Annotated in this window: 22 protein-coding genes; 12 read left to right on the top strand and 10 right to left on the bottom strand. The window is 69.5% G+C overall.

The genetic code is table 11. The features are described 5' to 3' along the window. The 8 genes from FHX37_RS11945 to FHX37_RS11910 all read left to right on the top strand — a co-directional run bounded on the left by FHX37_RS11945 (window position 1) and on the right by FHX37_RS11910 (window position 6610). The gene (locus FHX37_RS11945; protein ID WP_170181564.1) at window positions 1–264 is read left to right on the top strand and encodes an acyl carrier protein; all 264 of its coding nucleotides are present in this window, start codon (window positions 1–3) and stop codon (window positions 262–264) included. After that, the gene (locus FHX37_RS11940; protein WP_141923964.1) at window positions 239–1027 is read left to right on the top strand and encodes a thioesterase II family protein; all 789 of its coding nucleotides are present in this window, start codon (window positions 239–241) and stop codon (window positions 1025–1027) included. The genes FHX37_RS11945 and FHX37_RS11940 overlap by 26 nt, the downstream gene beginning before the upstream one ends. After that, complete coding sequence (locus FHX37_RS11935) at window positions 1011–2885, top strand: fatty acyl-AMP ligase (protein WP_141923963.1); 1875 nt, start codon at window positions 1011–1013, stop codon at window positions 2883–2885. The genes FHX37_RS11940 and FHX37_RS11935 overlap by 17 nt, the downstream gene beginning before the upstream one ends. Beyond that, window positions 2882–3922 carry a lactonase family protein gene (locus FHX37_RS11930; RefSeq protein WP_141923962.1) on the top strand — a complete coding sequence of 347 codons (1041 nt, stop codon included), beginning with the start codon at window positions 2882–2884 and terminating at the stop codon, window positions 3920–3922. Before FHX37_RS11935 ends, FHX37_RS11930 begins: the two co-directional genes overlap by 4 nt. 177 nt (window positions 3923–4099) lie before the next feature. Then, entirely contained in the window at window positions 4100–4711 is a 612-nt protein-coding gene (locus FHX37_RS11925; protein ID WP_141923961.1) for a biotin transporter BioY, read from the top strand. 50 nt (window positions 4712–4761) lie between these two features. Continuing rightward, on the top strand, window positions 4762–5475 hold the full coding sequence (locus FHX37_RS11920) for an energy-coupling factor ABC transporter ATP-binding protein (RefSeq protein WP_141923960.1): 714 nt from the start codon (window positions 4762–4764) through the stop codon (window positions 5473–5475). After that, entirely contained in the window at window positions 5472–6080 is a 609-nt protein-coding gene (locus tag FHX37_RS11915) for an energy-coupling factor transporter transmembrane component T family protein (protein WP_141923959.1), read from the top strand. The genes FHX37_RS11920 and FHX37_RS11915 overlap by 4 nt, the downstream gene beginning before the upstream one ends. 122 nt (window positions 6081–6202) lie before the next feature. After that, complete coding sequence (locus FHX37_RS11910) at window positions 6203–6610, top strand: DUF4345 domain-containing protein (protein ID WP_141923958.1); 408 nt, start codon at window positions 6203–6205, stop codon at window positions 6608–6610. 49 nt (window positions 6611–6659) lie between these two features. On the opposite strand, the gene FHX37_RS11905 is transcribed toward FHX37_RS11910, so the two are convergent. Next, window positions 6660–7121 (bottom strand): Lrp/AsnC family transcriptional regulator, encoded by a 462-nt coding sequence (locus tag FHX37_RS11905; RefSeq protein WP_141923957.1) that lies wholly within the window; start codon window positions 7119–7121, stop codon window positions 6660–6662. Between the two features lie 283 nt (window positions 7122–7404). Between FHX37_RS11905 and FHX37_RS11900 the strand changes: the two genes are divergently transcribed. Beyond that, window positions 7405–8247: a GNAT family N-acetyltransferase gene (locus FHX37_RS11900; protein WP_141925219.1), complete on the top strand. Its 843-nt coding sequence runs from the start codon at window positions 7405–7407 to the stop codon at window positions 8245–8247. A gap of 24 nt (window positions 8248–8271) precedes the next feature. On the opposite strand, the gene FHX37_RS11895 is transcribed toward FHX37_RS11900, so the two are convergent. The 7 genes from FHX37_RS11895 to FHX37_RS11865 form a co-directional block, all read right to left on the bottom strand. Further along, entirely contained in the window at window positions 8272–8733 is a 462-nt protein-coding gene (locus FHX37_RS11895; RefSeq protein ID WP_246062256.1) for a hypothetical protein, read from the bottom strand. Further along, window positions 8730–9476 carry a hypothetical protein gene (locus tag FHX37_RS11890; protein ID WP_141923956.1) on the bottom strand — a complete coding sequence of 249 codons (747 nt, stop codon included), beginning with the start codon at window positions 9474–9476 and terminating at the stop codon, window positions 8730–8732. The genes FHX37_RS11895 and FHX37_RS11890 overlap by 4 nt, the downstream gene beginning before the upstream one ends. A gap of 121 nt (window positions 9477–9597) precedes the next feature. Continuing rightward, window positions 9598–10560: an LLM class flavin-dependent oxidoreductase gene (locus tag FHX37_RS11885; RefSeq protein ID WP_246062255.1), complete on the bottom strand. Its 963-nt coding sequence runs from the start codon at window positions 10558–10560 to the stop codon at window positions 9598–9600. 87 nt (window positions 10561–10647) lie between these two features. Further along, window positions 10648–12252 carry an ABC transporter ATP-binding protein gene (locus tag FHX37_RS11880; protein ID WP_141923955.1) on the bottom strand — a complete coding sequence of 535 codons (1605 nt, stop codon included), beginning with the start codon at window positions 12250–12252 and terminating at the stop codon, window positions 10648–10650. After that, window positions 12249–13139 (bottom strand): ABC transporter permease, encoded by an 891-nt coding sequence (locus tag FHX37_RS11875; protein ID WP_141923954.1) that lies wholly within the window; start codon window positions 13137–13139, stop codon window positions 12249–12251. Before FHX37_RS11875 ends, FHX37_RS11880 begins: the two co-directional genes overlap by 4 nt. Beyond that, window positions 13136–14086 carry an ABC transporter permease gene (locus FHX37_RS11870; RefSeq protein ID WP_141923953.1) on the bottom strand — a complete coding sequence of 317 codons (951 nt, stop codon included), beginning with the start codon at window positions 14084–14086 and terminating at the stop codon, window positions 13136–13138. Before FHX37_RS11870 ends, FHX37_RS11875 begins: the two co-directional genes overlap by 4 nt. 38 nt (window positions 14087–14124) lie before the next feature. After that, entirely contained in the window at window positions 14125–15747 is a 1623-nt protein-coding gene (locus FHX37_RS11865) for an ABC transporter substrate-binding protein (protein ID WP_211351810.1), read from the bottom strand. 898 nt (window positions 15748–16645) lie between these two features. On the opposite strand from FHX37_RS11865, the gene FHX37_RS11860 reads away from it, so the two are divergent. Further along, entirely contained in the window at window positions 16646–17170 is a 525-nt protein-coding gene (locus FHX37_RS11860) for an ATP-binding protein (RefSeq protein WP_141923952.1), read from the top strand. Beyond that, a complete protein-coding gene (locus tag FHX37_RS11855) occupies window positions 17167–18108 on the top strand; it encodes an alpha/beta hydrolase (RefSeq protein ID WP_141923951.1) in 942 nt (313 codons plus the stop codon). The genes FHX37_RS11860 and FHX37_RS11855 overlap by 4 nt, the downstream gene beginning before the upstream one ends. A 334-nt stretch (window positions 18109–18442) precedes the next feature. On the opposite strand, the gene hisS is transcribed toward FHX37_RS11855, so the two are convergent. Then, complete coding sequence (gene hisS / locus FHX37_RS11850) at window positions 18443–19765, bottom strand: histidine--tRNA ligase (RefSeq protein WP_141923950.1); 1323 nt, start codon at window positions 19763–19765, stop codon at window positions 18443–18445. An 802-nt stretch (window positions 19766–20567) separates the two neighbouring features. Here hisS and FHX37_RS11845 point away from each other — a divergent pair. After that, window positions 20568–21152: a GTP-binding protein gene (locus FHX37_RS11845; RefSeq protein WP_141923949.1), complete on the top strand. Its 585-nt coding sequence runs from the start codon at window positions 20568–20570 to the stop codon at window positions 21150–21152. A 14-nt stretch (window positions 21153–21166) separates the two neighbouring features. Here FHX37_RS11845 and FHX37_RS11840 read toward each other — a convergent pair whose 3' ends face one another. Next, complete coding sequence (locus FHX37_RS11840) at window positions 21167–22738, bottom strand: glycerol-3-phosphate dehydrogenase/oxidase (protein ID WP_141923948.1); 1572 nt, start codon at window positions 22736–22738, stop codon at window positions 21167–21169. Window positions 22739–22825: the final 87 nt, after the last annotated feature.

The following is a 22825-nucleotide window of genomic DNA, read 5'->3' as shown; positions in this document are numbered from 1 at the left end:
ATGGAAGACACGCATGTTCACAGCTCACACGTCGAAACATGGATCGTCACCCGGGTCGCGGAGGTACTGAGCACCTCCCGTGACCGGATCGCGGAGGACACGCCCCTGGCCGAGAGCGGTCTCTCCTCGGTGCAGGCCACGGAGCTCACCGCCGAGATCGAGGACCGCTTCGGGATCAGCGTCAGCCCCACGTTCATCTACGACCACGTGACCCCCACAGCGATCGCGGAGGAGATCGTTGCCCGAACAACAACCTCACGCTGAGGACACCGCCGGACAGGGGGAGACGCTCCCCGCCCTCGTCCCGCTCGATCCCTCCGCGGCAGCCACCGGTTCGGGGGAGGCCCGACGCCACCTGGTCTGCTTCCCGCATGCCGGTGCCATGCCGGCCACCTATCTCACGTGGTTCCGGGGAATGGACGACCGAACGGCGCTGTGGGGCGCGCTCCGGAACAGCGTCTCTCCCACGGCGCCCCCCGCCGAACGCTGGGAACCCGCGGTGCGCGGTGCCGCCGGCGCCATCGCCCGGCTGCCGGGAACGGTGCTGCTGTACGGCCACAGCATGGGAGCCGTGCTGGCCTACGAGACCGCCGCGGAGCTGCTCGCCCGGGGAGAGGCGGTCGAGCACCTGGTCGTGAGCGGGCGGGAGGCCCCCCACGCGGCACGGGAACGCGAAGGAGGATGGCCCACGGACCCCGTCTCCCTCGTGCACGCCGTTGACGCCGCCTACGGGGGGATCCCCCCGGAGATCACGGAGAGCAGGGAGCTGGCGCAGGTCTTCGGTGCGGACCTGCAGGAGGACCTCGCCCTGCACGACGCCTACACGCCACGCGCCGCGCAGCCGCTCCCGGTGCGCCTGACCGCCCTCGTCGGCGAGCACGACCCCGCTGCTGACCCCGCCGCGGTCCGGGAATGGCAGCGCCACACCTCCCGGGAGTTCACCTGCGTAACGCTGCCGGGAGGCCACATGCCGCCGGCCGAGGGCAGGCAACGCATCGTGGAGCTGCTCCGTGGCGACCATCCGTAACCCCGATCCCGCACCGCATGGAACCGACACGGTCGAGAGGACCAACGAGATGTCCGTACCGCAGCCACCGGTGGGTTTCGCGGAGACGATCCGCCACTGGGCCCGGACGCGTCCGCAGGAACCAGCCAGTACCTACCTGGACTACCGGGACGACCCGGACGGGGCGGCACACACTCTGAGCTACGCCGAACTCGACGAACGAGCCCGCACCGTCGCCGCCGCCGTGCGGGAGGTCACAGCTCCGGGCGAGCGCGTGGCACTGCTGCTTCCCCAAGGGCTGGACTACATCACCGCGTTCCTCGGGTGCCTGTACGCCGGGGTCGTCAGCGTCCCGCTGTACCAGCCGGAGGCGGGCAAGAGCGACGAGCGGCTGTCCGCGGTGCTGGCGGACGCCACACCGGCGGCGAGCCTCACCCTCTCCGCCGACGCGGAGTCCCTCCACCGGATAGCCGAGTCCGGGGTGAAAACCGGGGCCGTTCTCGCGGTCGACGCGCTCGACCACGAACCGGTGGGTGGCATCGTCCCCTGCGCGGCCGAGGAGACCGCCTACCTGCAGTACACCTCCGGCTCCACACGCAGTCCGGCCGGAGTCGTCGTCACCCACGGCAACCTGTGGAGCAACACGCGCCAGACGCGCGATTGGCTGGACCTGCGTCCGGAGGAAACCTACGTCAGCTGGTGCCCCTTCTTCCACGACATGGGGCTCGTAGTGGCGGCGGCCACGACGCTGCTCGCCGGCGCGCACGGTGTCTGGATGAGCCCGCAGGCTTTCGTGCAGCGCCCGATCCGCTGGCTGCGCGCGATCAGTGACCACGGCGCGGTGGCAACGTGCTCCCCCAACTTCGGCCTGGACCTGGCGGTACGCCGCGCCCCCGAGGAACAGCGCGCCGCGCTCGACCTGACCCCGCTGCGGGCGCTGGTCGTCGGCGCGGAGCCCGTACGCGAGGCGAGCCTGACCGCGTTCGCCGAGGCCTACCGCGGCACCGGGTTCTCCTACAACGACCTGGCTCCCAGTTTCGGACTCGCCGAAGCGACCGTGGCTGTGGCGCTTGACCCTGTGGGCGTTGCTCCCCGGGTGCGGTGGTGCGAGCGCGGAGCTCTGGCGGCGGGGCGCGTCGCCGACGCGGACCCCGGAGCCGGAAACGCCATCCCGGTGGTGGGCTGCGGCGTTCCCCAGCAGCAGGAAGTGACCGTGGTGGACCCGGAGACCGGGTGCCTCGCCGCGCCGGACACGATCGGCGAGTTCTGGGTGCACGGCCCAAACGTCGCCCACGGGTACTACGCCCGCCCGCAGGAGAGTGTCGAACTGTTCGACAACCGGCCCACGGACGCCTCCGGCTCTCCCGTTCCCCCTCCCGCGGACCCGGGGCTGGGCTATCCGGGACGCGGGTGGCTGCGTACCGGTGACCTCGGTTTCCTGCACGAGGGGAGAATGTGCATCACCTCCCGGGACAAGGACCTCATCGTCGTGCGCGGGAGCAACCACCACCCCTTCGACCTGGAGGACACGGTCGCCCGGGCGCTACCCGAGATGCGGGCCGGGCACGCGGCGGCCTTCCAGACGGAGCCCGCCGTCGGGACGGGCCTGGTCATCGTCGTCGAGGTGGAGCGGAGCCGTGTCGCCGACCTCGACGCCGAGCGCTCTGTGGAGGAGGTGCGCCGCGCCGTGGGGACCGTGCACGGTGTGGAGACGGACGACGTCGTGCTGGTCCGGCCCGGCACCATCCCCAAGACCAGCAGTGGCAAGATCCGCCGGGGCGCTTGCCGGGAGCTGTACCGCCAGGGCGGCATAGCCGCGCTGGCGGTACAGCACAGCGATACCGGAGGCTCCTCCCGATCCGCGACGGAGCGACGATGACACACCAGCTCCTGTGGGTAGGCACCTACACGCCCGGCTCGGACCCGCCCGGTTCCGGCGCGGGCGTCCACCGGGTGTGGCTGGACCACTCCTCGGGGGAGCTGTCCGGCGGGGAGGCCGCCGCGGCCACCACCGGCCCCTCGTACCTGGCGGCCCACCCCACGCGGCCGCTCCTGTACTCGGTCAACGAGTGCACCACCGGGCGGGTGACCGGGTTCGCCGTGCGGGAGGGGGGAGAGCTCACCGAACTGGCGGACGCGTCCACGGGCGGTTGTGCTCCCTGCCACCTCACGGTGCACCCGGACGGGCGGCACGTGTCCGTGGCCAACTACGCCGACGGCACCGTGAGCGTGCACCCCGTCGGTGCGGACGGCGCCCCCCTCCCGCCCGTCCGGGTGCTGCCCCACACCGGTTCGGGCCCGGACGAACGCCAACAGGGCCCCCACGCCCACCACGTCCGGGTGCCGCGTGGGGGCGGCGAGCTGCTCGTCGCCGACCTCGGTACCGACGAGCTGCGCCGCCACCCCCTGACTGCGGACGCGCGACCGGACGGGGGGCCGGTCGCCGCCCGGTTCCCGCCGGGGAGCGGGCCGCGTCACGTGGTATCCCACCCGGACGGCGGGCTCTGCGTGGTGGGAGAGCTCGACTCCCGGATCCACGTGCTGCGGTGGGAGCCCTGCGGGACGGCGCTGCGATGGGAGACCGCCGTGGCCGCGACCGAGCGGACGGGGGAGAACCACCCGGCCGCCGTGGTGCGGCCCGAGGGCGGCCGGCGGCTCTACGTGTCCAACCGGGGAGCGGGCACCGTGTCCGCGTTCGAGCTCCCCGCCCGGGGCGCGCCACCACGGTTCCTGGCGGAGACCCCCTCCGGCGGCACCTGGCCGCGGCACGTCGCCCTCGCGGGAAGGTACCTGGTCGCCGCGAACCAGGACACCGGGCTGCTCGCCGTGCTGGCTCTGGACGACGAGACCGGGGTTCCGGTGGACACCGGGAACCGGATGCAGCTGGGAAGTCCCGCCTGCGTCCTGCCCGCGTGAGGCAGCCGCTCCCGGCGCCGCGCCGCAGGGCGCGGCGCCGGGATGCCGCGCAGGGGAGCCCTGGCGGTATCCGACAAGGTCCGCCGCGGAATCTCCGTCGGGTGCCACAACATTGGTTCAACCGGGCATATCCGACAATGGGGGTGGGCAACGGTAACTCCGACGACAGGATCCCTCATGCCAGAATCCCCTGACCCGCGAGTGCGCCACCGCGGTCTGACCGCGCGCGACGCCGCGCTGATCGGCGTTTTCGCCGCTCTGATAGCGGTACTCAGTCTCCCGTTCTCGATCCCGGTGGGGCCGGTACCCATCACCCTGCAGACGCTCGGCGTGATGCTCGCCCCCAGCCTGCTCGGGGCCAAACGCGGGACCCTGGCCGTACTGACCTTCCTCGCCCTGGTCCTGGCCGGGCTTCCCCTCCTCCCAGGCGGCAGGGGAGGGGTCGGACCCTTCCTCGGCCCCACCGGGGGCTACATGCTCGGCTGGGTCGTGGGGGCGCTGGTGATCGGTCTCCTCGCCCAGCGGATGGCTCCCCGGTACCGCTTCCTCCCGGGATTCGGGATCAACATCCTCGGCGGAATCGGGGTCATCTACGCCGTCGGGGTGCCGTGGAGCGCGGTCGCGCTCGGTGACGAACTGCTGGCCAGTATCATCGCAACCGGAGCGTTCCTCCCCGGTGACCTGGCGAAGGCGCTCCTGGCCTCGGCCGTCGCCTCGGCCGTCTTCCGCGCCTACCCGGTGCCGCCGCCGGGCCGCCCCGTCACCACGGCGGAACCCACCGAGAACTAGAACCCACGACGGAACCACAGCTCTCCGAGCAGGAACGGCGCCGCAGTCCCATGCTGACGTTGGAACACGTGACCCACGCCTACGACGGGTGTCCGGTGCTGAGCGACATCTCCCTGCGGCTCACCGAGCACCGGATCGGGGTGATCGGCGCCAACGGTTCCGGGAAGTCGACCCTCGCCCGGACCCTGAACGGCCTCATCGTGCCGGACTCGGGCCGGGTGTGGGTGGACGGGCTCGACACCCGCCGTCGGGCGCGCGAGGTACGGCAGCGGGTGGGGTTCGTGTTCTCCGACCCCGCCACGCAGATCATCATGCCCACGGTCGCCGAGGACATCGAGATCGGGCTGCGGGACAGCGGCCTCTCCCGGGCCGAGATCACCCGGCGGGTGGACGCGGTGCTGGAACGCTACGACCTGGCCGGGCACCGCGACCATCCCGCCCACCTGCTCTCCGGGGGCCAGAAGCAGCTGCTGGCACTCGCCGCCGTCCTGGTCACCGAACCCGACATCCTGGTGTGCGACGAGCCGACGACCCTGCTCGACCTGCGGAACGTCGCGCTGATCGAACGGACGCTGCGGGAGCTGCCGCAGCAGCTCGTCCTGTTCACCCACCACCTGGAGACGGTCATGGACTTCGACCGGGTGCTGGTCGTCGACGAGGGACGTGTGGTGTTCGACGGGGAACCCGAACCGGCCGTGGCCCACTACACGGAACTGATGGGACTGGCCCCCGGTACCGGCGCCGCGCCGGGGAGGACGCCGTGAACACGGTCGGCCTGTACGTTCCCGGTGACTCGGTGGCGCACCGGACACCGGCCTGGGGCAAGTTCCTGTTTTTGTTCACCGTCGTCACGGTGGTGCTCGCGGTCGGGAACATGTGGGTGGACCTGGCCGCCGCCCTGGGCAGCGCGGCGCTCTACCCCCTGTCCGGATTCTCCGTCCGCCGCGCGGTGCGGCTGCTCGTCCCGCTGGCGTGGTTCCTCGCGGCGATCGTGGCGTTCCAGGCGCTCGCGGGCGACTGGCAGCTCGCCGCGCGGTTGTGCCTCCGTATAGTGGCCGCCGTGCTGCTGTCCGGCATAGTGACGTTGTCCACCCGGGTGAGCGAGATGCTGGCCCTGTTCGAGAACCTCGCCCGGCCACTGGCGGTGGTGGGGGTGCGCCCGCGGCGCGTGGCGCTGGTACTGGCCCTGACCATACGTTCCATCCCGCTGGTGGCATCGGCGTGGCGGAGCTCCCGGGAGGCCTACCTCGCCCGCGGGCTGCGCCGCCGGCCCCACCTGCTGGCGGTACCGGCCATCGTCGCGCTGATTCGTTCCGCCGAGGCCATGGGGGAGGCGATGTCCGCCCGGGGGATCGACGAGCGCTCCTGAACACCGGACGGAGGCCGCTGGGGGCGGCCACGTGTGCGGCTCGCCGGAAAACCTGCGAGGATAACCCGTATAGTCCGGTTTATCGTGGTTTGGACTAAGGATTGTTCCAGGATGGAGTACCGATGCGCCGTTGCCTGCAAGTAGCCGTGGCGGTACTCGCCCTCGCCCTCGCGGTGATCGGGCTCGGGGAGGTGGCGCTCGGCGCCGCGCTGTTCCCCGGCGCCGGCGAGGCCGCCGCCAGCTCCGACAGCGCGTTCCGCTCCAGTGGCCTCTTCTGGATCCTCGCCGGAGTCCTGGCACTGTGCGCGATCCCGCGCATCGAGAGCGTCACCCTGCCGTTCCGGCTCCTGGTCGGAGCGATATTCGCCGACGGGGTGGTCCGGCTGCTGTCCGTGCTCGTGGACGGCTGGCCGCACCCGGTGCTCATCGCCGCGCTCGTGCTCGAACTGGTGGGAATGCCGCTGCTCTTCCTCGCACAGGCACGCCTCGTCCGCGCGATGAACCGCACGGTACGCATCCCCATCACCTGACACGGTCCCGGTCCGAGCGTCCCCGGCCCGCGGGGGCGACGGGACCGGCTCAGCCGTTGGCCTCGCCGGCCAGCACGGGCTGCTCGACCAAGCGGGACAGGACCAGGGTGCTCTTGGTGCGCACCACGAACGGCTCGGCGCCGATGCGCTCGATCGTCTCCTCCAGGTGGGTCATGTCCCTGGCCCGTACCTCGACCATCGCGTCGGCCTCCCCGGTGACGGTGCACGCCGAGGTGACCTCGGCGTAGTCGGCGAGCCCCGCTCTGATCTCGCCGGGCGACGTGCGGGCGCGGCAGTACAGCTCGATGTAGGCCTGGGTGGTCCAGCCGAGAGCCGAGGGCTCCAGGAGCACAGTGAATCCGCGGATCGCGCCGGCGTCCGTCAGCCGGTCCAGCCGCCGCTTGACGGCTGAGGCGGACAGCCCCACAGCTTCGCCGATGTCAGCGAAACTGGTACGCGCATCCGCGCCGAGAATAGCGATGATCCGCTCGTCGACGCGGTCCAAACGCAACGTCGCTCACCTCGCAGGTCGGGGGAGTTGCCCGGGCTGGACGGCCACGATGGTACCGCCACCCCGACCCGGCGCGGACAGCCGTGTCGTGTTGGGGACACGGGGGCGGGGAGGGGAGAATCACCGGGAGCGTCCGGTGTGGCGGACGGTCCCCGCCGGCAGCGGGGGCCGACGGCCACAGGCCCCGGAAGTGAGAGGGTGCCCCGAGCGCCGTTCCGCCTCCCGCCGCCCGCTGGTCGATTAGTCTGGAGTCGCGAGGATCATGTCGGGTGGGGTGATGCGGGTGCTGCGAACCTCCTCGGTGCGTGTACTGGACGAACACGACCGGGAGGCCGTACACGGCCTTCTGGACGCCGACCCGGTCGGGAACGTTTTCGTCAGTTCCCGGGTGCGCGCCACCGGGTTGAACACCGCACGGCTCGGTGCGGAACTGTGGGGATACGTCGAACAGGGCGGTATCGCCTCGCTGTGCTATTCGGGCGCCAACCTGGTACCGGTGAACGCCGGACCGACGGCGGTCCGCAAGTTCGCGGAACGCGCCCGGGAACGCGGACGCCGCTGTTCCTCCATCGTCGGCCCCATACCGGCGGTGAACGACATGTGGGACCGGCTCCGCCCCGCGTGGGGCCCCGCCCGGACGATCCGGGCGAACCAGCCCGTGCTGGAACTGTCGGAGTATCCCGCGGTGGAACCGGACACGCGCGTACGTCAGGTCCAGCCGCACGAGCTCAGCATCCTGTACCCGGCCTGTGTCGCCATGTTCACCGAGGAGGTGGGTGTCCCGCCGGACTCGGGCGACGGGGGCGCCCTGTACCGGGCCCGTATAGCGGAGCTGGTACGCAGCGGGCGTGCGCTCGCGCGCATCGAGAACGGGCGGGTGGTGTTCAAGGCCGAGATCGGAGCCGTCACCCCCTACGCCTGCCAGATCCAGGGTGTGTGGGTGCACCCGGAGCACCGCGGACAGGGGCACGCCGTACACGGTATGGCGGCCGTGGCGCGCTGGGCACTGTCCGGAGTGGCCCCGCGCGCCACGCTGTACGTCAACGACTTCAACACCCCGGCACGGGCGGCCTACCGCAGGGTCGGCTTCCGCGAGGTGGGTGCGGTCATGTCCGTCCTGTTCTGAGGCACCGGCGCTTCTCCCGGAACCTCACGGGTGGGAGGGGTGGACCGTCGGCGGAAGCGGACTGCGGGTCAGGTAGCGCAGGATCGCGTCGATGTCGTCCAGGTCCTTGGCTCTCCCGAGGGTGCGTTTCCACTGGAGAACCCGGTCGAGGGGGGCGAACGGGAGGTCGTCGATGACCACCCGGTTGTCGATGAACTCGTCGACGTCCCAGGTGCTGGGGAACCACCCGTTGAGTACCTCCAGGTGGCCGCGCCGGAGGAGGACACGCTGGACGTCCTCCCACGGGGCCGTGGACAGCGGCCCCATGGTCTGGGCCAGTTCCCAGGCGGGCCCCCGGGTGACGATGTCGAGGTCGGAGACCTCGTCGCGGATACCGTGGGCCAGCAGCGGGCCGCTGCCCGCGATGACGTAGTCGGTGACGGGAAGGTCGAGTTCGGTGAGTGCTCTTATGAGCGGGTGCTGCCGAAGCGTGAGTTGCGTGTTCAAACGAGTGCCCTTTCCCCGACTGCCAAACGGACGGTAGCCGCGACGAGAACCGCGAAGCCGATACTGCTCATCGTTCCGATGAGAAAGTATTCCGCGAATCTTTTCTGGTTGGCCTGCAATTCCGAGAACCGTGCGAGTGCCTTTATCCCGACAACGGCGAGTACCGCCTCCGATTGTCCGGCACCGACCAGCAGGAAAGTAAGGGAGCGTTCCAGCCAACCGATGACTGTCCCCGCACCCTTGAGGGGCGTCATCTCCTCTTCCTCGGCTTTTTTCAACTCGGCGGAGAAGGGGTGCAGGGTGTGCGTGACGACCTCCCCACCGACGAACGTCGCGATGAGGAACCCCGACACGCCGATCCCCACCGTGTTGTCCAGGATAAACTCATGAGTCGCGTTGAGCATCTCCGGTACCCCGTACATCGCCAGCGTGCTGAGGGTGGCGATGAGCGCGGCACCGACCGGGACGAGCGTGTACTTTCGCACCTCGGCGGGGAGAAAGAGCAGCGGAGACCCCTGCATGTCCCCGTCGTGGCGGGCCAGCTGAACAAGGCCGTACGAGATCGTTCCGCACAACGGAATCAGCAGGAACGGTTCCCAGGAAAGGAAAACCGGATACAGAGTGTAGCCCGCGTAGAGGGTGCTGGCCGCCACAGCCACAGTGGACCGTGCGCGCAGCGCGGGAACGGAGTAGGGGAGGAGGACAGCGACGACCAGGCCCAGAATGACTCGTTCGAGCTCCATGTGGCTCTTTCGTTTGGTTGTCCATCCCCCCGGATCGCGTCGTGGTTGTTCCCCGCACCTCTCGTTTTCTATCCGAAAACCACGTGTGGGATGGAATTCGGGACCACGGCCGTGGGAACGCTCACAGCAGCCGGGCCGCCTCGGCGAGCGTCTCGCACCCGTGCATCCAGTCCGCACCGTCCAGACTCACGACGACGCGTTGCGCCCCTGACGCAGCGTAGGCGGCCAGCCGTTCGGCCATCTCGGCGGTGCCACCGGAGATCGGGATTCGCTCGGCCTCGTCCGCGGACATGCCGTGCTGGTCGGTCAGGGAGGAGACAAGACTCTCCCGCGCCGCGCGGGCGGTGGAGCCCTCCCCCGGAACCAGGTGACCGCCGACGGTCACCCCGGGAACGCCGCGTCCGTGTGCGCTGGCCAGGGAGCGCATCCGTTCCACCCGTCTGCCGAGCGTCTCGGGTGTGATCAGGGAGGGGAACCAGGAGTCGCCGTACTCCACCGTGCGGCGGAGCGCGGCGGAGGAGTTCCCGCCGACCAGTACGGGCGGTACCGGAGCCGCTGGGGCGTTGGTGATCTCCACCCGTTGCGAGGCGGTGTCGACGAGGGTCGGCTCGCCACCGACGAGGCCGGGAAGTGCCCGCAGTGCCGCGTCGGTGCGGGCGCCCCGGTCGTGGGCCGCGGCTCCGCTCGCGAGCCAGAAGGGCGCCCGCGGGAACCCTCCCGATCCCACTCCGAACAGGACGCGGCCCCGCGAGAGGTGTTGCAGGGTGGCCAGGTGCGCGGCGGTCCACACGACCGGTCGCAGCGCCACCACGTACACCCCGAACCCGATCCGGACCCGTTCGGTCGCCGCGGCCGCCGCGGCCGCCACGGCGGTGCTCTCCAACGCCGGCATGCCGTCGCCGGTCATCAGGTCCGGAACCCAGACCGACTCGAAGCCGAGCTGCTCCGCGTGGCGGGCGCGTTCGGCCGGGCTCGGTCCGCCACTCGCCGCCTCGTGCGCTCCTTCGCCCAACGTGGGCAGGTTCACGCCGATGCTGAGTGCTGTCATGAGGTGCCTCCCGGTGCGTTCGTGGTCGTCCACCACGAGGCTGTTCCCTCACGTTTGGTTGAGGTCAACCCTGCGGGGCGCGCGGTGCGGGAGCGGACCGCGCCACTCCCGCACCGCGGCGCGTCAGCCCGACTGCGGGGCGAAGTCGGGTGTGTCCGCGATCAGCGCCCGGGTGTACTCGTGCTGGGGATCGGACATGACCTCGCCCACCGGCCCGTGTTCCACGATCCGGCCCTGGCTCAGCACCGCCACCCGTTGGGCGATGTTGGAGACGAGGGCGATGTTGTGCGTGACGAACAGCAACGCCATCCCGTCGTTCTGCAGGTTGCGCAGCAGCTCCACGATCTCGGCCTGGACCGAGACGTCCAGTGCCGAGGTGATCTCGTCGCACACCAGCAGTTCGGGGCCGGTGGCGATGGCGCGGGCGATACTCACCCGCTGCCGCTCCCCGCCGCTGAGCTGCTCCGGGAAACGCTCCCCGTACCCCGCCGGGAGCGCCGCGCGTTCCAGCGCGTGCGCCACGGCCGCGTCGGGGTTCTCCACCTTGCCCGTCAGGTGGGCCAGCGGCTGCAGGATGAGGTCACGCACCCGCTTGCGGGGGTTCAGCGCCTCGTAGGGGCTCTGGAAGATGTACTGGATCCGGCGCCGCTGGGCGGCGTCGCGCTGGTAACTGCTGGTCGCCAGCGCAGCGCCGTCGAACGTCATCTCCCCGGTGAACCGGTGGTGCAACCCGACGATGGAACGCGACAGGGTCGTCTTCCCGGAGCCGGACTCGCCCAGCAACGCCACACACTCCCCCCGGGAGATGTCGACGTTGATCCCCGTCAGCACCGGTGTGTCCCCGTAACTGGCCTGCAGCTCGCGCACCCGTAGCAGCGGGTTCCGCGACCGCTCCGCCGGAACCTGCGCGTCGGTCCGCAGCACCGGCACGGCGCGCAGCAGCCGTGCCGTGTAGGGGTGGTGCGGCGCGGCGAGCATGTCCCCGGCGGGGCGGTGCTCCACCACGTCCCCCTGGTACATCACCGCGATCTCGTCGGCGAGCTCGGCGACGACCGCCATGTCGTGGCTGATGTAGACCCCGGCGGTGCCCGAGTCCCGGGTCATGCGCCGGATCGTCTCCAGCACGTGCGCCTGGGTCGTCACGTCGAGACCGGTGGTGGGCTCGTCCAGCACGATCAGGTCGGGGCGTCCGATGAACGCCATCGCGATGGCCACCCGCTGCTGCTGTCCACCGGACAGCTGGTGCGGGTAGCGGCCGAGGAAACCGTCGTCGTCGGGAAGGGCGACCTCGCGCAGCACCTCGCGCAGGCGGCCCTCGACGCTGCCGTCGGCCGTGTCCCAGTTGTGCAGTGCCTCCCGTAGTTGCGTGCGCAGGCTCAGTGCCGGGTTGAGCGCGGAGGCGGGCGACTGCGGGATGTAGGCCACGGCCCGACCCCGCAGGTTCCGGCGCTCGGCCTCGGACCGCCCCAGCAGTGAGCCTCCGGAGACCGTGACGCTCCCGGCGGTGATCTCCGTCGCGCGTTTGCAGTGCGCCAGCAGGGACAGGCCCAGAGTGGTCTTTCCGGAGCCGGACTCGCCGATCAGGCCGAGGATCTCCCCCCGCTGCACCCGCAGACTGATGTCGGAGATGATCTCCACGTCGGACGGGCGACCGATAACGGTCAGCCCCTCGACGTCGAGCGCTGTGCTCTCGCCGGCGGCGTTTGCCGCCTCGGGTGTCTGGGTCACTTCTCCACCCCCCGGTCGATACCGACGGACGCCCGGGACAGGCCGTCGGTGATGAGGTTCGCTCCGATGGTCAGGACCGCGACGGCGGCGACGGGTAGCCCCACCGCCCACGGCTGCACGGTGATCGCGATCCGGTTCTCGTTGATCATCAGGCCCCAGTCCGCGGTGGGCGGCTGCAGCCCCATCCCGAGGAAGCTCAACGTGGCGACCACGCCGACCGAGTACGTGATACGCAGCCCCAGCTCCACCAGCAGCGGGCTGGTGATGTTGGGCAGGATCTCGGTGAGCATGATCCGCCACCGCGGGATACCGATGGCCTCGGCGGACTTGACGAAGTCCTGCTCGACGACCTTCAGCGTGGACTCCCGGCCGACGCGGGCCACCCGCGCGGCGTGGGAGACGCCGATGATCAGGACGATCATCCACGGTTTCGGCCCGATGATGGACATCATCAACAGCGCGAGAATGAGCTGCGGGAACGCCAGCAGGATGTCGTTGGCGCGCATGATCAGCTCGTCCGCCCATCCACCGCGGTAGCCGGCGATGATCCCCAGGACGGTTCCGGCGGCGACGCCGCCGAGCGCGGAGGACACCGAGATCGTCAGCAGTGTGTAGCCGCCGTGCAGGAACCGGCTGAACACGTCCCGTCCGAGCTGGTCGGTGCCGAACAGGGCGCCCTCGGCGTCGAGCGCGTAGGGCTCGGCGACGAACTCGGTGGGGGAGTGGGGGCTGAGGAACGGCCCGAGCGCCGCGGTGAGGACGATGACCCCGGCGAGGAGCACCCCCACCTTGGTGCGTCCGTAGGACCACGCGGTCCGAAGCAGTCCCGGGCGGTTCGCGGGGGCGGCAGTGGTCTGTTCGTTCGTGGTGGTCTGTGCGGCACTCATCGCGCGGACACCCTCACCTTCGGGTTGGCGGCCAGGCCCACGACGTCGGCCAGGAGGTTGACCAGGATGTAGATACCGGCGATCAACAACGCCACGGCCTGGATGATCGGCAGGTCGCGCGTGTCGATGGCGTCCATCAGGGCGAGGCCGATTCCGGGGTAGCGGAACAGGTACTCGATGGCGACGACACCGCCGGCGAGCCACGCGAGCTGCAACGCGACCACCTGGGCCACCGGGCCGATCGCGTTGGGGGCGGCGTGCCGCCAGATCACGGTGCGTTCCGGGAGCCCCTTCAGACGCGCCTGCTGCACGTAGTCACTCTCCAGGACCTCGATCATCGATGCCCGCATCATGCGGACGATGGGTGGGCTGACGGCGATGGCCAGGGCCACGACCGGAAGCACCAACTGGTCGGGGTAGGTCCACACGGCACCCGCACCGCCGCCGAAGACCGGCGGGAACAGTTGCAGCCAGCCGGTGGAGAAGAGCAGGATCAGTACGATCCCCACGGCGAACTCGGGGATCGCCGCCAGGATCAGCGTCCCGATGGAGGCCGCGTGGTCGGCGAACCGGTCGCGGCGCAGCGCGCTGTAGGCGCCGACGAGCAGGGCGAGGGGGGTGGCGAGGAGAGCGGCGAAGAGGAGGAGCCACGCGGAGTTGGTCACCCGCGGGCCGAGGTACTCCGCCACGGGCAGCCCCGCGGCGAAGGAGTCGCCGAGGTCGAGGGTGAGGATGCCGCCGATCCAGCTGCCGTACTGGACGGCTATCGGGTCGTCCAGGTGTAGCTGTCGGCGCAGCGCCTCCAACCGCGCCTCGGTGGCCTCCTGCCCGAGGATGGCGCGGGCGGCGTCGCCCGGAAGCGCCTGGGTCGCCAGGAAGATGACTATCGATACGACAAAAAGGGTGAGTAACCCGAAAAGTAGTCGTTTGGCGATCATGCGGATCATGTCAGGTGTCCTTCGGTTGGGTGCGGCGGGTGCGGTGGTCAGTCGTTCGCGAACCACACACGCCGGAACCCGTAGGAGCTCAGGGGGTTACCGGTGACGGAGGGCTCGAAGCCGTTGACGTTGGCGTTGAACCCGTCGACCGTGTTCGCGAAGCCCCAGATGATGTAGCCGCCGCGCTCGTGCTCGATCCGCTGGGCCTGGTGCAGGAGCTCGGTGCGCTTGCCGTCGTCCATCGTGGTGCGGGCCTCGGTCACCAGCTCGGTCCACTCGTCGTCGTCCCAGTGGGTCTCGTTGAACGCGGCGTCGGGCATGGAGCCGTTCGCGGCCTGGGAGAGGTAGTTGCGGGTGTTCCAGAAACTCTGGGCGAAGGTCCACTTCAGGTAGTTGTCACCGAAGAACTCGGTGGAGGTGACCCGGCGCAGGTTGACCGTCACTCCGGCCTTCTTCGCCTGTTCCTTGAACACGGAGGCCGCCTGGACCGCACCGGCGCTGATCGGCGCGGTGACCAGTTCGACCTCCAGGCCGTTCTCGTAGCCCGCCTCGGCGAGCAGTTCCCTGGCCTTTCCGATGTCCTGACCGCGTTGCGGGAGGTCGTCGTTGTAGGCGGGGTCGAACCGGGCGTAGAGGTCGTTCGCCACGGCCCCGTGCCCGGAGAGGGCCTGGTTGATCATCTGCTCCCGGTCCACGATGAGCCGGAAGGCCTGACGCACCCGCACGTCGTCGAACGGTTCCTGGTCCACCCGCATGGTGAACGGGACCCACATCCCGGTTTCGGACTCCAGGATGTCCAGGTGATCGTAGGACTCGATCACGGCGATCTGGTTGTGCGGGAGCTGGCTGACCGCGTCCACCTGGCCGCCGATGAGCGCGTTCACCCGCGCCGTGTCGTCCGGGTAGTTGATGATCTCCAGCTCGTCCAGGTGGGGTTCGTTCTCACGCCAGTAGTTGTCGTGGCGGGTGAACATGCTGCGCACGCCCGGGGTGAACTCCGAGTAGGCGAAGGGGCCCGCTCCGACGGGCTTCGCGGGGTCGTAGCCCTCGGGCACGATGCCCATGGCGTACTGGGCGGCGATGTCGGTGAAGTTGCTGACCGGCTGGTCGAAGCGGATCCTCAGGGTGCGCTCGTCCAGCTTCTGCAGGCCGTTCCGGTCCATCGCCGCGAGCTGGGTCGCGGTGGAGCCGGGTTTGTCCGGGTCGGTGACCCGGAGGAGTGTGTGTTTCACGTCGTCGGCGGTGATGGTCTTCCCGTTATGGAACTCCAGGTCACTGCGGAGCCGGACGGTCCACGCGCTTCCGTCCTGGTTGGCCTCGACGGACTCGGCGAGTCCCATCCTCAGTGAGTAGTCCACGTCGAAGTAGCACAACCCCTCGTTGAGGTTGATGACCCGCGCTATGTCGGTGTTGCTGACCGGGTTGTGCGCGTCGACGGTGTCGGAGGAGGAACCGCCCGCGACGCCGACGCGCAGCCGTCCCCCGCGCTTGGGGTCGTCGTAGTCCTGGCTGGCCACGTAGGCGTCGGGGTTGGCTGTCGAGCCGCAGGCGGCGAGGACGGGTGTGACCAGGGCGCCGGCGGCTCCGTACCGCAGCAGGCTGCGGCGGCTGGGAGGGGTGCCTCTTCCTCTCGGCGGAACATCGTTCCGTTGATCGGGTGCAGACGGCACAAAACACCTCGTTCGGTCGTGATAGACGACAACGGACGGAGGGGGTGAGCGCTACCGCTCCGGAAGAGAGGCCGCGGATCCGCCCGGTACGGACAAAAGTGCAGGTGCGCGACCTGTGCTGCGCACCGACCACTTGATGGTCGCCAGCGTTCCCATTCACGTCAAACCGTAATTAACTGTATTTGTACCGTATTTTCCATTGTGCGCAGAAAGGTGTGCTGGATCAGTAACTGTGAGTGAAAAAATCCGGGGTGAGCTGTGATTATGCGATAATCGCAAGTTCCGCGATGCGCACGGTTGTACATCGAGGGAAACGGGGGTGTGTGGCGGGCAAAACCCGGCTATCAGCGCTTATGTCGTGATGTGATCGTTGCTTTCTGGTCTCTTGATCGTGTTGTTTAATATTGATTTTGCCCGTTTTGTCGTTAATCAAGCAACTGCTTGCTTATATCGGTTGAAGAGTCACATCGGCCGCGAACGTCGGGTGCCGAACGCTCGTAACGGGGGCGGGTGACCGTGCCGCTTCGGAGCGGGATTGCCAGTGTTCGGGGAGCGGTTCCGTATCCCTGACAGTCGGCGGTTTTCGGGCATAACCGGAATCCTGGTAAGGCTCCTGTGTTCAGGACTTCACTGGATCGTTTCCACCCGCCGTACACGCTCCGGACACCCGCGCTCGCGCCAGTCGAGGCCTCCGCCGCACGGCCGAGTATTCGCAGGTCACGTCGGTTTCCCCGTGTGGCTGCGTGTACTGTGGGCGGCCGCGCCGCACGACACGCGCACACACTCCCGCGTCGTATCCACCAGTGGGGGGCGACATGTGCTGTCCTGGTCATGGTGCATCGTTGTCTAAGGTGAGATCCGGTGGGTGCCGCCCGGTGGTGATGGGAGTGACACGGGGATGACCGATTCGCAGCGACTCCAGGAACACGTCCAGGAGGACTCCGCTGCCGACCCGTTCGATGCGCCTATCGTGGAACCGAGCGAACTCGCCGGTGCCTCGGCCGAGCGTTCGGCCACCGACCACACCGTGTGGAGCTGCGTCGGGAACCTGACCGCCGTCCGTTCCATCCGCGGACGGGTGCGGGAGTTCCTGGAACGGTTCCAGCTGCCCGACGCCGTCGTGGACGACGCGGAACTCGCGGCCAGCGAGCTGGCGACCAACGCGCTGCTGCACTCGCGTTCCGGACAGACCGGCGGTGTCATGACGCTGTTCATCCGGTGCGAGCACCCCCTCGTACGGGTCGCCGTGGCCGACCAGGGGGAGAAGAACTCCGAGGTGAGCGGCGAGACCGCCACCGTCCGCGAGGAGAACGGGGACTACGGTCGGGGCATGCTCATCATCGAAAGCTGCACATCCCGTAGCGGGGAGTACTGGTCCGACAGTACGCACACCGCCTGGTTCGAGATCGACGTACCCACATGAGCGCACAGATCGACCCGGTTCTCGCGGACTTCCTCAGCACCCAGCCAGCACCGGTCTTCGACGACAACCTGGACCTGCCGGCGGAACGGAAACGCGAGCGGGAGGCCGGCCTCGCCGCGCCGCGCCTGGCCGAACCGGAGACAGTGACCGACCGGAGCGTTCCCGGCCCCACCGGGGCCCCCGACATCCCGGTCCGGGTCTACCGGCCGGCAACCGCGGAAGCGACACCGCTGACGCTCTACCTGCACGGCGGCGGGTTCGTCGTCGGAAGCGTCGACACGCACGACAACATCACCCGGCTGCTGGCGGAACAGGCGGGGACGACCGTCGTGTCCGTGGACTACCGGCTCGCTCCCGAACACCGCTACCCCGCGGCGGTCGAGGACGCCCTCGCCGCCTACCGGTGGGTGGTGGACAACGCCGCCACGCTGGGAGGGGACCCGCACCGGGTCGCGGTCGCGGGAGACAGCGCCGGCGGCCTGCTCGCCGCGGCCCTCGGGCACCTCGCGGTCGAGCGCGGCCTTCCCGTCCCGTTCTTCCAGCTCCTGCTGTACCCCTCCACCGGTGCGGGGGCGAGCAGCGCGGACCAGCCCGCGGACGGGGACTACGGGATGTCGCAGGTGGAACGCGACTGGTACCAGCGGGCCTTCTTCGGCGACGCGTCCCCCGCCGACCTCCCCGCCCACACCCGGCCCGCCCGGGTCCGGGACCTCTCCGGCCAACCACCGGCGTTCATCCTCACCGCCGAGCTGGACCCGATCCGTGGTGAGGGCGAGTACTACGCGCAGCGGCTACGCGACTGCGGAGTCGCCGCCGAGTGGCAGGACAGCCCCGGAATGGTGCACAGTTTCCTGCGCTACATGCACGCGGTTCCGGCGGCCCGGCAGGCCGCCCAACCCGCCTTCGACGCGCTCCGGCGCGCTTTCCGGGCAGAGTGAGAACGCAGCGCGGCAGGCGAGCGGCCGCCAGTGCTCGTCACGCCCCCTCCACGTGACGAGCCCGCTGGCGACGCGCTTGCCGGCGCTGCGGATGCCCTCCCCTCTACGCACCCGCAGCTGAGCGGTCCGCCCGGCGAGAGAACCGGGTTCCGCTCTGGAGGTGTGGAAGTGCCCCCGCGCCTGCCGTTTCCCACGCGGCGCGAGGAGTCATGCCGCCACGCCTCCCATAGTAGCGTCTGCAAGGACATTTGCACATGCACAAACGCATGCAGCTGCATGCCTCTGTGCCAGTAGGGTCGCGGGGCCGCGGCGGCGCCACCGCGGCCCCGGCGCGTCAGTCCGTCCCTGACCAGGTTTCCGGGTCGGCCTCGCCCTGCTCCCCGGTCGTCATGTCCTTCACCTCGTGAGTCCCGCCCTCATCGAGCGGGGGGAACCAGACGAACGGGATCCCCTTCCGGGACGCGTACTGGATCTGCTTCCCGAACTTGGCGACCTGGTGGTACACCTCGGTGTTGAAACCGCGTTCGCGCAGCCGCGCCGCCGTGCGCAACGCGGCCTCGCGGCGCTGGGCGTTGGGAACGGCCACCATGACGTCGGTGGGACACACCCGTCCGGCCTCGATCCGGCCCTCCGCGACGAGCTTGGCGAAGATCCGGGTGAGGCCGATGGAGAAACCCACCCCGGGAAGCCTGCGGCGGATGAACTGCCCGGCGAGGTCGTCGTAACGCCCTCCGGCGCAGATACTGCCGTAGCCGGGGTCGTCGTCGAACGCCGCCTCGTAGACGGTGCCGGTGTAGTAGTCCAACCCGCGAGCGATGGACAGGTCGGCCACGACGCTCCCGGAGGGAAGGTCGGACAGCGAGTCCAGGACGAAACCGAGCTCCTCGAGCCCCTCCGTCAGAAGCTCCGACCGCACGCCGAGCTTGTCCACCTCGTCCGTGACGGAGCGGTCCCCGCCGCTGATCCGGGCGAGCGCCAGACAGCTGTCGGCCTGCTCCCCGGAGAGTCCGACCTCCCCGGTGAGGATGGTGCGGACCCCCTCACCGCCGATCTTGTCCAGCTTGTCCATGGTGCGGATCACGGCCAGCGGGTCCGCGATCCCCAGGCCCTCGTAGAAGCCCTGGAGCACCTTGCGGTTGTTGACGTAGATCGTCCAGGAGGGAATGTCCAGTCCGGACAGGATCTCGTGGGCGATGCGCGGCATCTCCGCGTCGAAGTGCAGCGGCACCTGGTCGACGTTGATCACGTCGATGTCGCACTGGGTGAACTCCCGGAAACGGCCCTCCTGGGGGCGCTCCCCGCGCCACACGCGCTGGATCTGGTAGCGCTTGAACGGGAACGTCAGGTCGTTGAAGTGCTGGGCGACGTAACGGGCGGTCGGCACCGTCAGGTCGAAGTGCAACCCCAGCTTGGCGTCACTGTTGTCCCCGGCGTCGGCCTGGAGGCGGTGGAGCGTGTACACCTCCTGGGACGTCTCTCCCTTGGCCAGCAGTACGTCGAGGTTCTCCACCGACGGTGTCTCCACCGGGGTGAAACCGTAGCGCTCGAAGCCGGAGCGGATATGGTCCAACCAGCGCTGCTCCACGGCTCGAATCTCCGGCAACCACTCGGGGAAGCCGCTGATGGGAGTGGGACGGATGACGCGCTGTTCGGACATGGGGTGAAACGGCTCCTTCGGCCTGCATACCGGGGCTAGGTACCGGCCCAATCCTAAGGGGTCCGCGGGGGGCGCGTAGCTGGCCTCGGGGAAAGCAGCCGGTCGGATGCGTCGGTGGCGATGACCACAGCGCCCCTCGCGGCAGCGCGTGTCCGGTCGGCCGCCGCTGGCCCGTGCGGACGGTGCACGGGCCAGCGGCACCTCCGGAGGGGCGGGGACACCGCTTCCACCCGGTCCGAACGCTTCGGTGGAAGCGTCGGGTCCCTGACCCCGGAAACCGCCCGCCGCGGCGTGGTGGCGCCGTATCGTGTGCCAGGAACAAGCCGCTGCCACGCTGCGCGGGCCGTTTTCCCACGGTAGTGCGCCTTTCCCTGCCGTGCCCAGTTCCCTCCGTGGCCGGAATGGGACGCTCACAATGTGGTAAAAAATCTTGTTTCCTGGTGTGATGAATGGTGTCGCCCGGGGTAACCAGGTGAGCGTTCCTCGCTCAGCGGGAGAAATCCGGCCGCAGCTGACCGTGCGAGGGCTACCACGCCGTTATCCTCGTGTTCGCCGTATACCGCGAGTCCGCTGGTTTCAACGCCGGTTTCGGAATACCTTGCGAAGGTCTGCGCTGCATGATTCATACTGTCCGTCCCGACCGGCGCAGCGCGGGCGCCCCAACGCGCGAGGCTCCGTCTCGCTGGTGCTCTGCACCGTTCTGTCCCCCCACGACACGCAACGGTGCTAGGTTCACGGCGTGGCATGCGATACCAACCAATGAATTCCCCGTCCCAGCGTCGCTAGAAGCTAGAGAAAACCAGTGCACGACTCACCGCAACTCTCCACCAAGATCATCGTCGCCGGCGGGTTCGGTGTCGGAAAGACAACGTTCGTAGGAGCGGTCTCCGAAATCCCTCCAGTGCGCACCGAAGGCGCGGTAACCGAGGCCAGCACGGGCATCGATGACCTCTCCAAGACCCCCGACAAGACCAGCACCACCGTCGCCATGGACTTCGGGCGGATCTCGCTCGAGACCGACCTGACCCTCTACCTGTTCGGTACGCCGGGACAGCAGCGGTTCTGGTTCATGTGGGACGACCTGGTCCGTGGAGCGCTCGGGGCTGTTGTCCTCGCCGACCCGCGGCGGCTGGAGGACTCGTTCCAGGCCCTGGACTACTTCGAGAAGCAGTACCGGATGCCGTTCATGCTGGCGATCAACACGTTCGACGACGATCCCGGCTACACGGAGGGCGAGCTCCGGGACGCGCTCGACCTCGCCCCGGAGGTTCCCATCATCTGGTGCGACGCCCGGGACCGGGAGTCCGTGCTCACTGTCCTGGTGCGGCTCGTGAAACGCGCGATGGAGGTCGAGTCCGGACAGCAGCAGGGCAGTATGGTGCGCTGACGCCAGCGCACCGTTCAGCCGGCGCGCCCCTCCAGCAGTGAGGCGGTCCGTTGCCGGACGTCGGCCGTGTCCAGCCCCCGGACAGTGACCGTGGTGCGGCGACGCAGGACGTCGTCGGCGGTGACGGCCCACTCGTAGTCGCGGGCGAAGGCGACCTGGGCCCAGATGTCGGGGCCGTCGGGGTGGATGCGGGCCCCGAGAGAGGGATCGGCGCGTACCAGTGCCGCTATGTCCAGAGCGAGGCTGCCGTAGTGGGTGGCCAGGTGGCGGGCCACCAGCGGGTCCATGTGGGCCGGCGGGTCGCCGTCGGCCATGAGCCGGTGCGCCACCGCCTCGGGCTGGCCGATCCCGGGGAGCGGCACGGTACGCAGGGTCGGTGCCATGTCCTCGGCCAGCGGAACCGAGCGGATCCTGCGCAACCGGTCCAGCACGACCTGACCGATGTGGCGGTACGTCGTCCATTTGCCGCCGGAGACCGACAGCATCCCACCGCGGCCGGACGTCACCACGGTCTCGCGCTTGGCCGCGCTCGTCGCGCCGGGCCCGCCGGGGAGAACCCGCAGGCCCGCGAACGAGTAGTCGATCTTGTCGGACGAGAGCTGTGCGCTGTCGACGGCGGTCCCGGCCTCGCCGAGTATCTGCTCGACATCGCGGGAGGTGACCCCGACCTCGGCAGGATCGTCAGTGTACTCCTCGTCGGTCGTCCCCAGCAGGAGCCGGTCCTCCCAGGGGATGGCGAACGAGACCCGGTACTTGTCCACGGGAACGGTGAGGGCCGCGCTCCACGGCCGGTCGGCCTTGACGACCAGGTGGGACCCCTTGGACAGCCGGATGCTCGGGTCCGCGGCGGGGTCCTCCATGCGGCGCAGGTGGTCCACCCACGGCCCTGTGGCGTTGAGTACCAGTCGGGCGTCGACGCCGAACTCGGTGCCGTCCACCCGGTCGCGCAGCTCCGCGCCGGTCACCCGGCCGTGTGTGGTCCGTAGCCCCTCGACCTGAGCGTGGTTGAGTACCACCGCTCCCGCGTCGGTGGCCGCACGCACGGTCATGATCGCCATCCGGCTGTCGTTCATCTGGTGGTCGTGGTAGGCCGCCACCGCCTTCAGTCCGTCGGTCCGCAGCGAGGGCACGAGGCGCTGGGCACGACGCGGGGTCATGAGGCGGCCGAGGCCGTCGCCGAACGCGGAGAGTGCGGAGTACAGGAACACGCCCGCTCCCATCTTGGCCGCGCTGTGCGGGCCGTCCTGGTACACGGGGACCAGGAACGGCCGGGGAGTGACCAGGTGGGGAGCGACATCCCCGGACAGGGCACGCCGTTCCCGGTGGTTCTCCGCCACCAGCCGGACGTCGCCGGTCTGCAGGTAACGCAACCCGCCGTGTACGAGTTTGGAGGAGGCGCTGGACGTGGCTCCGGCGAAGTCCCCCGCGTCGACCATGGCGACCCGCAGCCCCGCCTGGGTGGCCATCCAGGCCACGGAGGTGCCGAGAATGCCGCCGCCGACAACAAGGAGGTCGAATGTTCCACGGGTGAGTTCCGCGCGGGTCCGTTCCCGGATGGGGTGGGTCTGCTGAGGGAGCGTACGCATCACGAAGTCTTCCTGTCCGGGCTGATAATCGATAATGTCGTTAGTGGTACGACAATGTCGAACTTCGGTTGACGATTTTATCCACTC

The sequence above is a fragment of the Haloactinospora alba genome (assembly GCF_006717075.1).
Lineage (GTDB): Bacteria > Actinomycetota > Actinomycetes > Streptosporangiales > Streptosporangiaceae > Haloactinospora > Haloactinospora alba.
The sequence above is the reverse complement of the archived record's forward strand: the minus strand, read 5'-3'. Positions and strand labels throughout refer to the sequence as shown.

Bases quoted from the DNA above. Each gene is read 5' to 3' on its own strand.
- FHX37_RS11945 (WP_170181564.1), top strand. From the start codon at position 1: ATGGAAGACACGCATGTTCACAGCTCACACGTCGAAACATGGATCGTC.
- FHX37_RS11930 (WP_141923962.1), top strand. From the start codon at position 2,882: ATGACACACCAGCTCCTGTGGGTAGGCACCTACACGCCCGGCTCGGAC.
- FHX37_RS11925 (WP_141923961.1), top strand. From the start codon at position 4,100: ATGCCAGAATCCCCTGACCCGCGAGTGCGCCACCGCGGTCTGACCGCG.
- FHX37_RS11920 (WP_141923960.1), top strand. From the start codon at position 4,762: ATGCTGACGTTGGAACACGTGACCCACGCCTACGACGGGTGTCCGGTG.
- FHX37_RS11910 (WP_141923958.1), top strand. From the start codon at position 6,203: ATGCGCCGTTGCCTGCAAGTAGCCGTGGCGGTACTCGCCCTCGCCCTC.
- FHX37_RS11890 (WP_141923956.1), bottom strand. From the start codon at position 9,476: ATGGAGCTCGAACGAGTCATTCTGGGCCTGGTCGTCGCTGTCCTCCTC.
- FHX37_RS11875 (WP_141923954.1), bottom strand. From the start codon at position 13,139: ATGAGTGCCGCACAGACCACCACGAACGAACAGACCACTGCCGCCCCC.
- FHX37_RS11870 (WP_141923953.1), bottom strand. From the start codon at position 14,086: ATGATCCGCATGATCGCCAAACGACTACTTTTCGGGTTACTCACCCTT.
- FHX37_RS11860 (WP_141923952.1), top strand. From the start codon at position 16,646: ATGACCGATTCGCAGCGACTCCAGGAACACGTCCAGGAGGACTCCGCT.
- FHX37_RS11855 (WP_141923951.1), top strand. From the start codon at position 17,167: ATGAGCGCACAGATCGACCCGGTTCTCGCGGACTTCCTCAGCACCCAG.
- hisS (WP_141923950.1), bottom strand. From the start codon at position 19,765: ATGTCCGAACAGCGCGTCATCCGTCCCACTCCCATCAGCGGCTTCCCC.
- FHX37_RS11840 (WP_141923948.1), bottom strand. From the start codon at position 22,738: ATGCGTACGCTCCCTCAGCAGACCCACCCCATCCGGGAACGGACCCGC.